Origin of the sequence: Actinosynnema sp. NPDC050801, from assembly GCF_040673975.1 — a bacterium.
Classification (GTDB): Bacteria; Actinomycetota; Actinomycetes; order Mycobacteriales; family Pseudonocardiaceae; genus Actinosynnema.
Window position 1 is genome coordinate 166,528 of sequence record NZ_JBFAQZ010000005.1, and the last position, 14,492, is coordinate 181,019.

14 protein-coding genes are annotated in these 14,492 nt (G+C 72.2%); 10 read left to right on the top strand and 4 right to left on the bottom strand.

Annotation, left to right across the window (positions count from 1 at the left end):
- Positions 1-62 precede the first annotated feature (62 nt).
- Both AB0K14_RS13530 and AB0K14_RS13535 read left to right on the top strand, forming a co-directional pair.
- The gene (locus AB0K14_RS13530; RefSeq protein ID WP_360450292.1) at positions 63-1,010 is read left to right on the top strand and encodes a lysyl oxidase family protein; all 948 of its coding nucleotides are present in this window, start codon (positions 63-65) and stop codon (positions 1,008-1,010) included.
- A gap of 146 nt (positions 1,011-1,156) precedes the next feature.
- Complete coding sequence (locus tag AB0K14_RS13535) at positions 1,157-2,056, top strand: serine/threonine-protein kinase (RefSeq protein ID WP_360450295.1); 900 nt, start codon at positions 1,157-1,159, stop codon at positions 2,054-2,056.
- Between the two features lie 75 nt (positions 2,057-2,131).
- On the opposite strand, the gene AB0K14_RS13540 is transcribed toward AB0K14_RS13535, so the two are convergent.
- Complete coding sequence (locus AB0K14_RS13540; RefSeq protein WP_360450297.1) at positions 2,132-2,932, bottom strand: alpha/beta fold hydrolase; 801 nt, start codon at positions 2,930-2,932, stop codon at positions 2,132-2,134.
- 80 nt (positions 2,933-3,012) lie between these two features.
- On the opposite strand from AB0K14_RS13540, the gene AB0K14_RS13545 reads away from it, so the two are divergent.
- From AB0K14_RS13545 to AB0K14_RS13575, 7 genes are all read left to right on the top strand, one after another.
- The gene (locus AB0K14_RS13545; protein ID WP_360450300.1) at positions 3,013-4,341 is read left to right on the top strand and encodes a PLP-dependent aminotransferase family protein; all 1,329 of its coding nucleotides are present in this window, start codon (positions 3,013-3,015) and stop codon (positions 4,339-4,341) included.
- Positions 4,342-4,420: 79 nt separating this feature from the next.
- The gene (locus AB0K14_RS13550; RefSeq protein WP_360450303.1) at positions 4,421-5,524 is read left to right on the top strand and encodes an ABC transporter ATP-binding protein; all 1,104 of its coding nucleotides are present in this window, start codon (positions 4,421-4,423) and stop codon (positions 5,522-5,524) included.
- On the top strand, positions 5,521-6,165 hold the full coding sequence (locus tag AB0K14_RS13555; protein WP_360450305.1) for an ABC transporter permease subunit: 645 nt from the start codon (positions 5,521-5,523) through the stop codon (positions 6,163-6,165). The genes AB0K14_RS13550 and AB0K14_RS13555 overlap by 4 nt, the downstream gene beginning before the upstream one ends.
- Entirely contained in the window at positions 6,158-6,844 is a 687-nt protein-coding gene (locus tag AB0K14_RS13560) for an ABC transporter permease (protein ID WP_360450308.1), read from the top strand. Before AB0K14_RS13555 ends, AB0K14_RS13560 begins: the two co-directional genes overlap by 8 nt.
- On the top strand, positions 6,841-7,764 hold the full coding sequence (locus AB0K14_RS13565; RefSeq protein WP_360450310.1) for an ABC transporter substrate-binding protein: 924 nt from the start codon (positions 6,841-6,843) through the stop codon (positions 7,762-7,764). Before AB0K14_RS13560 ends, AB0K14_RS13565 begins: the two co-directional genes overlap by 4 nt.
- Positions 7,765-7,784: 20 nt before the next feature.
- Positions 7,785-8,624, top strand: coding sequence for a MurR/RpiR family transcriptional regulator (locus tag AB0K14_RS13570; RefSeq protein WP_360450313.1), 840 nt, complete (start codon positions 7,785-7,787; stop codon positions 8,622-8,624).
- A 76-nt stretch (positions 8,625-8,700) separates the two neighbouring features.
- Complete coding sequence (locus tag AB0K14_RS13575; RefSeq protein WP_360450316.1) at positions 8,701-9,669, top strand: squalene cyclase; 969 nt, start codon at positions 8,701-8,703, stop codon at positions 9,667-9,669.
- Here AB0K14_RS13575 and AB0K14_RS13580 read toward each other — a convergent pair.
- A complete protein-coding gene (locus tag AB0K14_RS13580) occupies positions 9,666-12,224 on the bottom strand; it encodes an ABC transporter substrate-binding protein (protein ID WP_360450318.1) in 2,559 nt (852 codons plus the stop codon). The genes AB0K14_RS13575 and AB0K14_RS13580 overlap by 4 nt on opposite strands.
- 144 nt (positions 12,225-12,368) lie before the next feature.
- On the bottom strand, positions 12,369-12,638 hold the full coding sequence (locus tag AB0K14_RS13585) for a hypothetical protein (RefSeq protein WP_360450321.1): 270 nt from the start codon (positions 12,636-12,638) through the stop codon (positions 12,369-12,371).
- 131 nt (positions 12,639-12,769) lie between these two features.
- On the opposite strand from AB0K14_RS13585, the gene AB0K14_RS13590 reads away from it, so the two are divergent.
- Positions 12,770-13,399: a dienelactone hydrolase family protein gene (locus tag AB0K14_RS13590; RefSeq protein ID WP_360450323.1), complete on the top strand. Its 630-nt coding sequence runs from the start codon at positions 12,770-12,772 to the stop codon at positions 13,397-13,399.
- Between the two features lie 16 nt (positions 13,400-13,415).
- On the opposite strand, the gene AB0K14_RS13595 is transcribed toward AB0K14_RS13590, so the two are convergent.
- A complete protein-coding gene (locus AB0K14_RS13595; protein ID WP_360450326.1) occupies positions 13,416-14,240 on the bottom strand; it encodes a prolyl oligopeptidase family serine peptidase in 825 nt (274 codons plus the stop codon).
- Positions 14,241-14,492: the final 252 nt, after the last annotated feature.

Genomic DNA, 14,492 nt, shown 5'->3' on the forward strand with positions numbered 1-14,492 from the left:
CGGGGTGGCTCAGTAGGTTGGTGAGTGGATCATTCTGCAGTGGACTCCCGGGGAGAAGAGTGGTGCGAAGACACGCGGGCTTGTTCGTCACGGCGGTGCTGGTCACGGTGCTGGTGGGGCCGTCGCACGCGCAGGCGGTCGGCGAGGTGCTGCTACCCGACCTCCGTCAGGCGCCGGTGGGCTGCGCCGGCGGTTTCTCCGGCAACCCGTCCTCGTGCGTCGACTGGGACGTGTGCCCGGTGGTCGACCCGACCGCGCCGAACGGCGAGTGCGTGCGGGAGGCTCCCATCGGGGCGGTCCGGTTGCGGTTCACCACGTCGGCGGACAACGTCGGCGACGGTCCGCTGCTGATCCACGGCAGCCGGCCGAGCGCCGACCAGCGGGAGATGACCGCGCGCCAGGCGTTCCAGTCCGCTGTGGACGGTTCGGTCCCGATGACCTACGGGCAGGCGCAGCACGCGATCCCGACCACGTTGTACTACGAGCCGGCCGTCACGCACGAACACTGGCACCTGCTCGGCTTCGAGCACTTCCAACTGCGCACGCCGGCGGGTCGGACGGTGGTGACCGACCGGAAGACCGGCTTCTGCCTCGGCGACCGCTACGTGACGCGCGACCGGCTGCCGAACCGGCCGGGCGCGGACGGCAGCCCGCAGGCGGGGTTGGCGGCGTTGCTGCGGGAGAACCGGTGCGGCCACCACGCGCCGGGGGCGTTGAGCGTGGTGCAGGGGATCTCGGTGGGGTACGGGGACGACTACCCCCACACGGTGGACTTCCAGTGGCTGGACATCACCACCGTCCCGTCGGGCGTGTACGACGTGGTGAACGTGGTCAACAGCGACCGGTCGCTGGTGGAGAAGTCGTACGAGAACAACGCCTCGTCCATCGCGATCTCGCTCACCTGGCCGGGCAACGCGACCACACCACCCGCCACGATCACCCACCCACCGCAGGTGAGGCTGCTGCGGAGCTGCCCGGGCACGGCCCGCTGCGCCACCCCACCCCGCTGACCGCCCGCGCGGCTCGCCGGTGTCGGCGGGTGTCGGACCCGGCGGCCGCGCGGGCCGCGGCTCAAGCGGCCCGGCGGTGCGGGCGTCGTCCGCGCTTCGACCGGGCGTCATCCGGTCGGGTCACCTCGGCGTTTGGGGGAGTGGTCGTGCGGGAACTCGGGGACGTCCGGATAGGCGACCCGAAGGGTGGGGCCATGTCGCTGGCCACCGAGCACCGCGTCCTCGCAGGTCGCTACGAACTCACCGGCAAGCTCGGCGCGGGCGGTGCGGCGGAGGTGCACCGGGGGTGGGACGCGGTGCTCCGGCGCTTCGTCGCCGTCAAGGTGTTCGAGGGCAACGACGACCCCTCCGACGAGCGTCGGTTCGACAACGAGGTGCGCACGCTGGCCGGGCTGTCCCACCCCGGACTGCTGTCGGTCTACGACGTCGGCACGTGCGGTGGGACGTCGTTCGTCGTGATGCAGCTGATCGAGGGCACGACGCTGCGCGACCGCCTGCCGGCGGGCACGTTCACGCCCGCGCAGGTCCGCGCCCTCGGCCACCAGCTCGCCGACACCCTCGCCCACGTGCACGACAACCGCCTCGTGCACCGCGACGTCAAGCCGTCGAACATCCTCCTCGACGGCTCCGACACCGCCTATCTCGCCGACTTCGGCCTCGCCCGCGAGCTCGGCGCGACCAGGACCGGCGTCGGCAAGGTCGTCGGCACCGCCTCCTACCTGGCCCCGGAACAGGTGCGCGGCGAGGAGGTCGGCCCGGCCGCGGACGTCTACGCGCTCGGCCTGGTGCTGCTCGAATGCCTCACCGGCTACCGCGAGTACCAGGGCAACCGGGTGGACGCGGCCGTCGCCCGCCTGCACCGCCCGCCGGTGATCCCGCACGACGTGCCCGCCGGCCTGGCCCGCCTGCTCGCGGCGATGACCTCGCTGTCCGCCCACCGCCGCCCCACGGCCGCCCAGGTCGCCGACCGGCTCCGCCCCGCACCGGCGGCCCTGCCGCGCGACCGGCTCCTGTGCGGTGTCCGGTCGTCCGCGCGACCTGCCTAGCGCCGACCTGCTTAGTCCGCGAGATCTGCCTAGCCCGACGTGTCTAGTCCGCGAGATCTGCCTAGCGCGACCTGCCTAGTCCGCGAGATCCGCCTGGATCGTCGCCAGGAACCGCTCGACGGCCTCGGTGAACTCCTCCGGCCGTTCGAGGTTGGGCAGGTGGGCGGCGCCGGGGATCACCGCCAGCGTCGAGCCGGGGATGATCGCGTGCATCCGCCGTGCCACGGAGACCGGCGTGAACTCGTCCTCCTCGCCGACCACCACGAGCGTCGGCACGGCGACCCGGGCCAGGGACTCCAGGTAGTCGGGCCGTTCCGCCCGCCCGCGCAGTGCCGCCGCGGCACCTTCCGGCGACGTGCCGCGCATCATCCGCAGCAGGTGCTCGGCGACCGCGGGCAGCGCGACGACGTTGTACGGGGAGATCATCTTGTCCAGCACTTCCTCGGCATAGGGGCCCATGCCTTCACGGAGCACGCGCTCCGCCGCCTCATAACGCACCGCACGACCCTCCGCCGTGTCCGCCTCGGGGAACGTGTCCGCGAGGACGATCCCGCGCACTCGGGACGGGTGGGTGCGGTGCAATTCCATCACGATCTGACCGCCCATCGACAACCCGCACAGCACCACCCGGTCGAGGTCGAGGCGGTCGAGGAGCCCGATCAGGTCGTCGGCGAACACGCTCAACGGCGTCGTGCCGGGCACCACCGTCGTCTCACCGTATCCGCGCAGGTCGGGGGTGATGACGCGATACCGGTCGCTGAGTCGCTCGACCTGCGGCGACCACATCGAGCGGTCGAACGGGTGACCGTGCACGAACACGATCGGGAGCCCGTCGCCCTTGTCGTCGTAGGCGATGTCGATGTCGTTCACGCGCATGCGTCCCCCTGGATCCGTTGACGTCACCAGCGTAGGAACGCCACCGCGCTCGGTGCAATAAAAACAATGCTCTCGGTGCAATGTGCGATGCTGGTGCGGTGGACTACCGCCTGATCGCCGACCGGCTCGCCGCCGACATCGCGGCCGGCCTGCTCAAGCCCGGTGACCGCCTGCCGCCGCAACGGGCGTTCGCCCGCAGGCACGGCATCGCCGGGTCGACGACGGCCCGCGTCTACGGCGAGCTGGTCCGGCGTGGTCTCGCGGTCGGCGAGGTCGGGCGGGGCACGTTCGTGCGCGCGACCCGGCCGTCGGCGGAACCGGCGTTCGCCGAGCCGGGCGGGGCGCGGGTCGACCTGGAGCTGAACTTCTGCGTGCTGCCCGACCAGCCGGACCTGCTGGCACCGGGCCTGGACCGGCTCGTCCGGCACGACCTCGGCGAAGCGCTCACCCCGATCGGCGTCCGCGGCACCCCCGAGGCGCGTGCCGCCGCCGCGCAAGCGTTGACGCGCGGCGGGTGGGTGCCGGACGAGCGGCGGATCCTGTTCACCGGCAACGGCAGGCAGGCCATCGCGGCCGCGGTGTCGGCGTTGACGCCGGTCGGCGGTCGGCTCGGCGTCGAGGCCGTGACCTACCCGGCGGTGAAGGCGATCGCGGCCCGGCTGGGCGTCACGCTCGTCCCGCTGTCGGCGGACGAGGAGGGCGTGCTGCCGCGGGCGATCCGGGCGGCCGACGTGCGCGCGGTCTACCTCCAACCGATCCTGCACAACCCGCTCGGCACCACCATGCCCGAACGCCGCCGCGCCGAGCTCGCCGACACGGTCCGCGAGCTGGACGTGCAGGTGATCGAGGACGCCATCTACGCCTTCCTGGGCCCCGACCTGCCGCCCCTCGCGCCCGAGCGCACCACCGTGGTGGACAGCCTGTCCAAGCGCCTCGCGCCGGGCCTGACGGTCGGGTTCGCCGTGCCGCCCGACCACCTCGTCGACCGGGTCGCCGCGGCGGCGCGGTCCGGCGGCTGGGCGGCGGGCCACTTCGCGATCGCGGCCGCCACCGGCTGGCTCGCCGACGGCACCGTGCGGTCCATAGTGGACAAGAAACGCGCGCTGGCGCTGGCGCGGCAACGACTCGCGCGCGAACGCCTGGCCGGTTTCGACATCCGCGCCGACCCCGGCTCCTACCACTGCTGGTGGCGACTGCCGGACCGGTGGCGCGCCGAGACGTTCGTGGCCGCCGCCGGCCGACGTGGCATCGCCATCACACCCGCCGCCGCGTTCGCGGTCATCCCCGGCCACGCGCCGAACGCCGTCCGCCTGGCACTGGCCTCCACGTCCGCCGGGACGCTGACCGCCGCACTGGACGTCCTGGCCGCACTCGCCGCGGGCAGCCCCGAGGACGAGCAGGTCGACTAGGTCCTGCGCCCCTTGACACTGCTCTGCACGGCCCAGAGCATGAATGAACGTATTCACACAGGACAAGAGGTGAATCGTCTTGATCAGTTTCGAGGCCGTGAACAAGAAGTTCGCGGACGGCACCACGGCAGTGCGCGAACTCGACATGGAGATCCCCGAGGGGCAGCTGACGGTCCTCGTGGGTTCCTCGGGCTGCGGCAAGACCACGACGCTCCGCATGATCAACCGGATGATCGACGCGACCAGCGGCAAGGTCCGGGTCGACGGTCGCGACGTGAGGGACGTCAACGCCTCCACGCTGCGCCGGGGCATCGGCTACGTCATCCAGCAGTCGGGCCTGTTCCCGCACCGCACGGTCGCCGACAACATCGCGACCGTGCCGCGCCTGCTGGGCTGGGACCGCCGGAGGACGCGCGATCGCGTCGCCGAACTGCTCGACACCGTCGGGCTCGACCGCGGCCTGGCCGGGAAGTACCCCCACCAGCTCTCCGGCGGTCAGCAGCAACGGGTGGGCGTGGCCAGGGCGTTGGCCGCCGATCCGCCGATCCTGCTGATGGACGAGCCCTTCGGCGCGGTCGACCCGGTGGTGCGAGCCCTCCTGCAGGACGAACTCCTGCGGTTGCAGGACGAGTTGCACAAGACGATCGTGTTCGTCACGCACGACATCGACGAGGCGGTCAAGCTCGGGGACCGGATCGCGATCTTCAAGACGGGCGGCCGGCTCGTGCAGTTCGCCACGCCCGCCGAACTCCTGGCGCATCCGGCGGACGAGTTCGTGGCCGACTTCCTCGGCTCCGAACGCGGCCTGAAGCTGCTCACCCTCACGTCGTTGGCCGACGTGCCGGTGGAGCCGGTCACCAGCGTCACCGAGTCCACACCGGTCGCGGACGCGAGGAGGGCCGCCGACCGCTGGGTCCTCCTCGTGACCGACGACGGCAGGCCAAAGGGCTGGCTCGACCTCGACCACGTGCCGGACGGCGGCGTGCTGGCCGACGCCGAGCCGATCGTGGCCACCGGCCTCACCGCGCGGGCATCGCTGCTCGCGGCGCTGGATGCCACCGTCTCCTCGCCCGTCGGCCTGGCCGTCCGGGTCGACGGCGACGGACGCGTGGTCGGCGTGTCGAGCCCTCGGCTGATCAACGAGCGCGCCGCGCGGTTCCGGGCCGAGGTGCTGGTGCCGTGAAGTGGTCCTGGATCCCCGACCACGCCGGAGAACTCGCCATGACGACGCTGGAGCACAGCGCGATCGCGGGGGTCGCCGTCCTCCTCGGACTCGTGCTGGCGCTGCCGCTGGGTGTGCTGGCCGTGCGGTTCCCGGTGCTCAAGGGTGTGGTGCTCGGCGCCTCGGGGGTGCTGTTCACGATCCCTTCGCTGGCGCTGTTCGTCCTCCTGCTGCCGCTCACCGGCCTGAGCTACGAGACGGCGGTCATCGGGCTGACCGTCTACACGCTGGTCGTGCTCGTCCGCAACACCGTGGAGGGCTTGGCGGCCGTGCCGCCGCACGTCCGCGAGGCCGCCCGTGCGATGGGCTACGGCGGCACCCGCACCCTGCTCGCGGTCGAGCTGCCGCTGGCCCTGCCGGTGATCGTGGCGGGTGTGCGGGTCGCGACCGTGATGACGATCAGCCTGGTGAGCGTCGCCGGGTTCATCGGGCACGGTGCGCTCGGCCAGCTGTTCATCGACGGGTTCCAGCGGGACTTCGCGGTGCCGGTCATCGCCGGTGTGGTGCTCACCCTGCTGCTGGCGCTGGTGGCCGACCTGATCCTGGTCGCCGCCCAGCGGGCGCTCACGCCGTGGACCAGGAGGGGCGGCAGGCATGGGTGAACTCGTCGCCGACGTGCTGCGCTGGTTCGCCGACGGCTCGCGGTGGGCCGGCCCCGACGGCGTCGTCCAACGCCTGTTCGAGCACCTCCAGTACTCGCTGCTGTCCACCGTGGTCGCCGTGCTCGTCGGGCTGCCGATCGGCTTGGTGATCGGCCACACCGGCCGCGGCGCCTTCCTCGCGATCAACCTGAGCAGCTTCGGGCGCGCCCTGCCGACCGTCGGCGTGGTGATCCTGGTGTTCCTGGTCAGCGGGCTGAACCTGTGGCCCGTCTACGTGGCGCTCGTGGTGCTGGCCATCCCGGTGATCGTCACGAACACGTACGCGGGCATGGCCGCGGTCGACCACGACGTCCGCGACGCCGCCCGCGGCACCGGCCTGAACGGGTGGCAGGTGCTGCTGCGGATCGAGGTACCCCTGGCCGTGCCGCTGATCATGAACGGTGTGCGGTTGGCCGTGGTCCAGGTGGTGGCGACCGCGACCATCGCGGCCTACATCAGCTTCGGCGGCTTCGGCCGCTACGTGTTCGACGGTTTCGCGCAGAACGACCTGGCCCAGGTCTTCGGCGGAGCCGTGCTGATCGCGGTCCTCGCGATCGCGCTCGACGTGGCCCTGAGCGGGCTGCAACGGGCACTCACCCCACGCGGACTCGTCGCGCAACGCCGAAGGAGCACCACATGAAGCCCAAGAGCGTCACCGCAGGCCTGCTGGCGAGCCTCGTGCTCGGGATGACGGCGTGCTCCGGCGGTGTCACCACGTTGGACCCGCAGAGCAGCCGGTCCGGCTCCACCGACGCGGGCACCATCACCGTGGGCACCGCCAACTTCAGCGAGAACGTCATCCTCGGCCACCTCTACGCGGGGGTGCTGAGGGCCAAGGGGCTCGACGCCGCGGTCAAGGCCAACCTCGGGTCGCGCGAGGTCATCGTGCCCGCGTTGCAGCAGGGCGACATCGACGTGCTGCCCGAGTACCAGGGCAGCCTGTTGCAGTACCTGGACAAGAACGCCAAGCAGAGCACGGCGGACGAGGTCCAGCAGGCGTTGGGCCCGGTGCTGCCCGAAGGGCTGAAGGTGCTGCCCTACGCGCCCGCGGAGAACAAGGACGTCTACGTCGTCACCAAGGAGACGGCGGACAGGTACGGCCTCAAGACGCTGGACGACCTGAAGCCGCACGCCGCCGAGCTGGTCTTCGGCGGCCCACCGGAGGACAAGACCCGCTTCGTCGGGCTGGTCGGCCTCAAGGAGGTCTACGGGGCCGAGTTCAAGGAGTTCAAGGCCCTCGACGCGGGCGGGCCGCTGACCAGGGGCGCGTTGGAAGGCGGCGACATCCAGGTCGCCAACCTGTTCAGCACCGACGTCACCATCGGCAACAAGGGCTGGGTCGTGCTGGCAGATCCCAGGACCCTCGTCCCCGCGCAGCACGTGGTGCCGCTGATCAACGAGTCCAAGGCGAGCGACACCGTGACGGCCGCACTCGCCGCGCTCAACGAGAAGCTGACCACCGAGGAGCTGACCAAGCTGGACGCGAAGGTGGACAACGACAAGGAGGACCCGGACGACGTGGCCGAAGCGTGGCTGAAGGAGCAGGGGCTCACCTCCTGACCGCGACGATGAGAGCGGCGATGGACTCGGCAGCTCTGGGGCGGCTGCTGGGCGGACGACGGTTGTCGCCCGCCCAGCGGCGGATCGCGCGATACCTCCTGGAACACCCGCACGAGGCCGCCTTCCTGGGCACCGTGGACCTCGCCGAACGCGTGGGGGTGAGCCAGGCGTCGGTGACCCGGTTCGCCTCCGCCCTCGGGTTCGAGACGTTCCCGCGGTTCCGGGCGGCGGTGCGGTCGCTCGTGCTCGACCCGCCCGCGGCGACCGAGCCGGCCGAGGAGCTCAACGAGATCCAGCTCCTGGTGGAGACCGAGATCGCGAACCTCCGCTCGCTGCGTGACGGGCTCGCTGACCTGGGACCGCTGTGGGAGGCGGCCGGAGCGCTGGCCTCGTCCCGGCCGCTGCCGGTGGTGGGCCTGCGCGTGTCCGCGCCACTGGCCCACCTGTTCGGCTACTCCGCGGCGAAGGTGCACCCGGACGTCAGGGTGATCGGTTTCGCCGGCTCGCGCCTGGAGGACGAGCTCACCAGGGCGAAGGACGCCGGTGCCGGCTGGGTGCTGGCCTTCGCGTTGCCGCGGTACCCGCGGGAGGTGCTGGACGCGCTGAGGTTCGCGAAGGAGGTGGGTCTGCGGATCGTGCTGGTCACCGACCAGCCGATCAACCCGCTGACCGGGCACGCCGACCTCGTGCTGACCGCGCCGGTCGGCTCCCACTTCGCGTTCGACTCGCACGCGGCGTCGACGGCGTTGTGCGCGGCCCTGCTGCACGCGATGCTCGCCGCGCTCCCGGCCAGGCAGCAGACCGCTCTGGAGGCTTTCGAGAACGCGGCGTCACGGCGGCGGGTGTTCCTGACGGACTAGAGTCCCGAGTGGTCGATTCGTCGGCAGTGTGGACGATCCACCGACGAAATCCGGGCGCGGGACTAGGATCCGTGCCATGGTGACCAGGATCCCGTGGCTGCTGGAGTCCGATCCGGCGCTGCGCTGGCAGGTCGAGCGCGACCTCGTCGGCGAGCCGCCCGAGGTCTGGCAGGCGACCCGGGCGAAGATCGCGACCGAGGGCTTCGGCGCGCGCCTGCTCGCCCTCCAGGACCCGGACGGCCAGTGGGCGGGCGGCGCGTACTTCCCGGCAGGCCACGACTTCCACGGCCCCGAGGCGGCCGAAGGCGCCGGGCAGCCCTGGACGGCGACGACGTGGTCGCTCAACACGTTGCGCGAGTGGGGCCTCGACCCGGCCGTCCTGCGTGAACGCCGCACCGCCGAGCTCATCGCCGAGAACAGCCGCTGGGAGTACGACGACCTGCCGTACTGGGACGGCGAGGTCGACTGCTGCATCAACGCGTGGACGGTCGCGAACGGGCTGTGGCTCGGCGCCGACGTCACCGGCGTCGTCGACTGGCTCGTCGAACACCGGCAGCCCGACGGCGGCTGGAACTGCGAGTGGATCGACGGCTCGACCCGGTCGTCGTACCACTCGACGCTCAACACCCTCACCGGACTCCTCGCCCACGACGCCGCGACCGGCGGCACGGACGCGACCCGCGCCGCCCGCCGCTCCGGCGAGGAGTACCTGCTGTGCCGGGGCCTGTTCCGCCGGCTCTCGACGGGCGAACCGGTGGCGCCGTGGGTGGACCGCTTCTCCTACCCCTTCCGCTGGTTCTACAACGTGCTCAACGCGGCCGAGTACTTCCGCCAGGCCGCGCTCCTCGACGGCACGCCGCCCGACCCGCGGATGGCCGACGCGATCGAACTCCTCCGCGCCCGACGGCAACCCGACGGCACCTGGCTCCAGGCCCGCCGCCACCCCGGCCGGGTGTGGTTCGAGGTCGACGTGCCCGCGGGGGAGCCGTCGAAGTGGCTCACCCTGTACGCGACGCGGGTCCTCGACTGGTGGGACTCCCGCTAGGCGAACGCCACCACGTACGTGACCAGCACCGCGAGCAGGCACGCCGGGTAGCCGATGCGGGCGGCCCGCGCCAGCCGCCGCTCCGCCTCGTCGCGCTGCACCGACACCAGCCGCTTGCGCAGCATGGCGATCAGTACGCACCCGGCGGCCAGCAGGATGAACGCGTAATACCCCCACTCCAGCGCCACCGTGTAGCTGACCGACGGCAGCTGCGACGTCACGTTGTTCAGCAGCACGGCCGTGCTGAGGATCGCGGTGACCCCCATGGACACCGGCGCCGTGCCGTCGGAGGCCTTGAAGAACAACGACAGGTACGTGACGCAGATCAGCAGCAACAGCGGTAGCAGGTTCTTCAGCAGGAACGGCAGCGTGTCGCGGACGATCTCCACCTCACCGGTGTACTGGCTGTAGTGGATGCCCGCGCCGGTGCCCGCCGCCGACTCGTCACCCAGCGCGTCGCTGCTGCCGACCGTCCGCTGGAAGAACCTCGCCGACGTGGCGAGCCAGTTGGGGATGTCGTTGATCGACGCCTCCGCGTCCGCGCCGCTGCGCAGGTGGTGCTCGACCGGCTGGTCCAGGATCTCCTTGTCGGTCACGTACACCACCTCGTCGGCGGTCCGCGTCCGGTTCTGCAGCACGACCTTCAGGTGCTGGTGGTCGAACGGGAAGCTGCGGAACTCGAAGCCGTTCTTGAACCGGTCCGCCACCCGGTACAGCCGGTAGGTGCCGTCCGCGCCGGTGATGTCGCGCAGCGGTTCGCCCAGCTCCAGGTCCGGCTTCACCGCGTTGACGAACTGCACGTCGGCCGCCGTGTGCGGGCCGGTGTACTTCAACCACAGGAAGAAGTCCATGAAGTACGTGCCGTCGCGGGTGTCCAGGTCGCGCACCTCGTTGAGGTTGATGCCGGTCGCCACGACCTGCCGCCGGGTCAGGTACCGGTCCCCGATCGCGATCACCGTGCCCGCGGCCAGCCCGGCGGTCAGCGCCTGCGGCGTCGGCGGCTCGTAGATCGTCAGCTGCACGGGCGCGGACACCAGGCGCGAGCCGTCGCTGGTCACGAACGACACCGGCATCTGCGCCGAGCCGTTGGCCGTGAAGTACAGCGGCCCCAGCAGCGCCGGGAACGCGTTCTTCCGGTCCTTCAACGCCCCCAGGCCGTCACGCAACCGTCGGCGGTCGTCGGCGATCGTCGCCGGGTCGAGACCGACGCCGTGCGCGGTGACGACGTGCAGGCCGACGTTGAGCGCCTGACGCGCGGTCGCGGCGTGCCAGCGCGGGCGTTCGCCGTACCGCTGCTGGAAGCTCTCGGCCCACGTCAACGCCGGACCGGACAGCGAGTCGTGCGCCATCGGGGTCGCCAGGTGCAGATCACGCGTCACGCCGCCCAGGGCGTCGTGGAACGACTTGGTGCCCAGGGTGGCCGTGCCCAGGATCGGCGCGTCCACACCCGCGCCGCGCAGACCGCGCACCAAGGCGACGCCGTTGCGCTCCTCGGTGGCGAGCAGGACCGGCGTGCCGGGGGAGAGCGCTCCGACCTGGTTCACGGCGGCCTGCGGGTCGTCGGCGACGGGCACGGCGGCGACGACCGCGCCGAACCGGCGGTAGGACTCGGCGAACGCGGCCTGCGCGGAGCGGCCGGACTCGGTGTCGTCGTAGACGACCGCCACCTCGTCGGCGCCCAGCACCTCGGCGGCGTAGACGGCGAGGAAGTCGCCCTGCGTGCGGTCGCCGAACATGCTGCGGAAGTACCAGTCGCTGCCGTCCGTGACGGCCGAACCGCTGGCCGACGGGGTGATGGCGGGGATGCCCGCCGCGCGGTAGATCGGGGCGGCGGCCAGGGACGTGGCCGTGACGCCGTGCCCGATGACGTACAGCGCCCTGTTCTCGCGGACGATCTCCTCGGCGATCCGCGCCGCCCGGTCGGGCTGGTCGGCGTCGTCGTAGACCAGCAGTTCCACCGGGTGGCCCTGGACGCCACCGTCGGCGTTGACGTCGTCCAGGCGCATCCGCACGCCGCGTTCGAGGTGGGCGGCGGCGGCCGGGTCGCGTCCGGTCAGGCCCGCGACCAAGGCGACGTGCACGGGAGCGCCACCCGCACGGCCGGTCGCGGTCCACACCCCGACCGACGTCAACGTCATCAGGGCCACGACGCCCGCCGCGACCAGCGACCTGCGCCGGAGGCGCCGCTTCGGGGCGGGGGTGACGGGGTCCGGTCGCGGCGGCTCGACCACGTCACGCGCCTCGTGCGGCGCAACCGACCGGACGCCGCGCAGCGCGTGCCGGGCGCGGTCGGTGGCCGGGTCGGCCCTGATCGCGTGGGCCCGGTCCAGGCAGAACAGGCGCTCGGCGTCGTCGGCGACCAGTTCGGCGAGCCAGCGCCAGGCCGGTTCGTAACCGGCGTCCTTGGCCAGCGCCACGCCCAGCAGCGCACGAGCCGCGGCGGGGTCCGCACCGCGCACGGCGATCGCCCGGTGCGTGAGCGTGACGGCGGTGTCGGGCCGCTCGGGCGTGTCAGGCTTCTCGGACTCTTCAGGCTTCTCTGGCTTCTCAGGCACGGCCGGAGGCTAGGGAGACCACCCGGTGCCCGATGGAGAATCCCCCGACCGGGGACATCTCACCTGATCCGGTCGAAGACGTCCGTCATCGCGCAGCCCGGCCGTCCGTTCGTCGATGATCTTCGGTCACCCTTCTCCGGTTGGTCATTCGACGGGCCGGCCGTCCTCGTCCTCGATGTGCATGGCCGCGTCCTCCGGTCCGAGGAGGTAGGTCGACCCCGCTTCGCCGGCGACGGCCGTCGGCTCGTCGTCGGTGAAGTCGCCGTCGTCGTCAGCGCCGACGTACTGCGGGCCCGACGCCCCGGTCGCACCCCCTCGACCGCGCACGTCCGCCGTGCCCCACTGCGGCTCGAACGCCTCCTGCTGTTCGGACATCGGTCCTCCTCGGTCGACCTGCGCTCGTTCGTCGGCCATCGTGACTCCTTCCGTGCCGGCCGGGCACACTGATGGGTTACCCACCGGGCGTCGGGTATCCGCGTCGGGCACGGTTCGTTTGCCCGCGCGTGCACCGGTGAACCCCGGGAGACATGACGAGGAGCGGCACGATGCCGGTGTCGGTCGACGCCTGGGGTGTTGATCTGGCCGCTGACCTCGGGGTTCCCGACGACCCGGTCGGGGTGGTGGTGTTCGCGCACGGTTCGGGCAGTTCACGGCACAGCGTGCGCAACCGGGTGGTGGCCGAATCACTGCGGAGCGACGGGTTCGCCACCCTGTTGCTGGACCTGTTGACGGAGCGTGAGGAGCAGGAGGACCGCGTCACGGGGCAGCTGCGGTTCGACATCGGGCTGCTGGCGGAGCGGGTGGCGGCGTCGGTGGAGTGGACGTCGCGGGCGAGGCCGACGCGCGGGTTGCCGATCGGGTTGTTCGGCGCGAGCACCGGTGCGGCGGCGGCCCTGGTGGCGGCGGCCGGGACGTACCTGGTGCGGGCGGTCGTGTCGCGTGGCGGGCGGCCGGACCTGGCCGGTGGTGCGCTGGCGCGGGTGCGAGCGCCGACGTTGTTGGTGGTGGGTGGCCGGGACGAGCAGGTGCTGGAGCTGAACCGCGTGGCGGCCGGGCAGTTGGTGGCGACGTGGCGGCTGGAGGTGGTCGACGGGGCGACGCACCTGTTCGAGGAGCCGGGCGCGTTGGACGACGTCGCCTACCTCGCGGGTCGCTGGTTCCACCAATACCTGTGACCGTGCCGTCGTTTGTCTACAGTGGACCTAATCGCCGCCCGTCTGGTGCGAGCCACCGGTCGAACCAGGCCCGGGTGCGGCGCAGGACGTCGAGCTGATGCCCGCGTTCCCGGATCGAGTGGTTCTCGCGGGGGTAGCGGACGTACTCGTGCTCGACCTCGAACCGGCGCAGCGCGCGGTGCAGGGCTTCGGCTTGCGAGACCGGCACGTTGGTGTCGTGCGCGCCGTGCAGGATCAGCACCGGCGTGCGGATGTGCGCGGCGTGCGAGAGCGGGCTGAGCCGGTCGTGCGGGTGGGGACCGACGCCCTCCCACCCCACGCTGCCCGCCAGTGCCGACTCGAACGCCCCGTGCTCGCCGGTCGCCGCGAGCATCCCCCAATCGCTGATCCCGGCCCCGACCAGCGCCGCCCGGAAGCGCCGGGTCCGTGCGACGGCCCAGGCGGCCACGAACCCGCCGTGGCTCCAGCCACCGATCCCCAACCGACCGGGATCGGCCACGCCGTCCGCGACCAGCAGGTCGATCCCGGCCACCACGTCATCCCACTCCTCAAGCCCGACCGCCCCCGCGACCGCCGAGGCAAACCCGTGCCCCCGCCCCTCGCTGCCGCGCGGGTTGGGCAGGAACACCGCGTGGCCCGCGGTCGCGAGCCACTGGCCGGACGGGTACCAGCCGAGCGCCAACCGGTCGGCGTACCGGTCGTACGGGCCGCCGTGGATGAGCGTGACCAGTGGGAACGGCCCGTCGGCGCGCGTGCGGCCCGGCGGCAGGAGCAGCAGGCCTTCCAGCGCGAGCCCGTCGGACGCGCGATAGGCGAACCGTTCGCTCGATCCCCAGCGCACGGCATCCAGCTCGGGTCGGGTGCGGGTGAGTCGGCGCAACCGCGCACCGGGCGAGCCGGTGCGTGGCCCAGTCGATGGCATCGCGGGCGGCCCGATCGGCGGCCGGGCGGATGCCGGGGCGGGTGCCGTCGTGGTCGGCCCGGTGGGTGCCGTCGTGGGCGAGCCGGTGCGTGGCCCAGTCGATGGCATCGCGGGCGGCCCGATCGGCGGCCGGGCGGATGCCGGGGCGGGTGCCGTCGTGGTCGGCCCGGG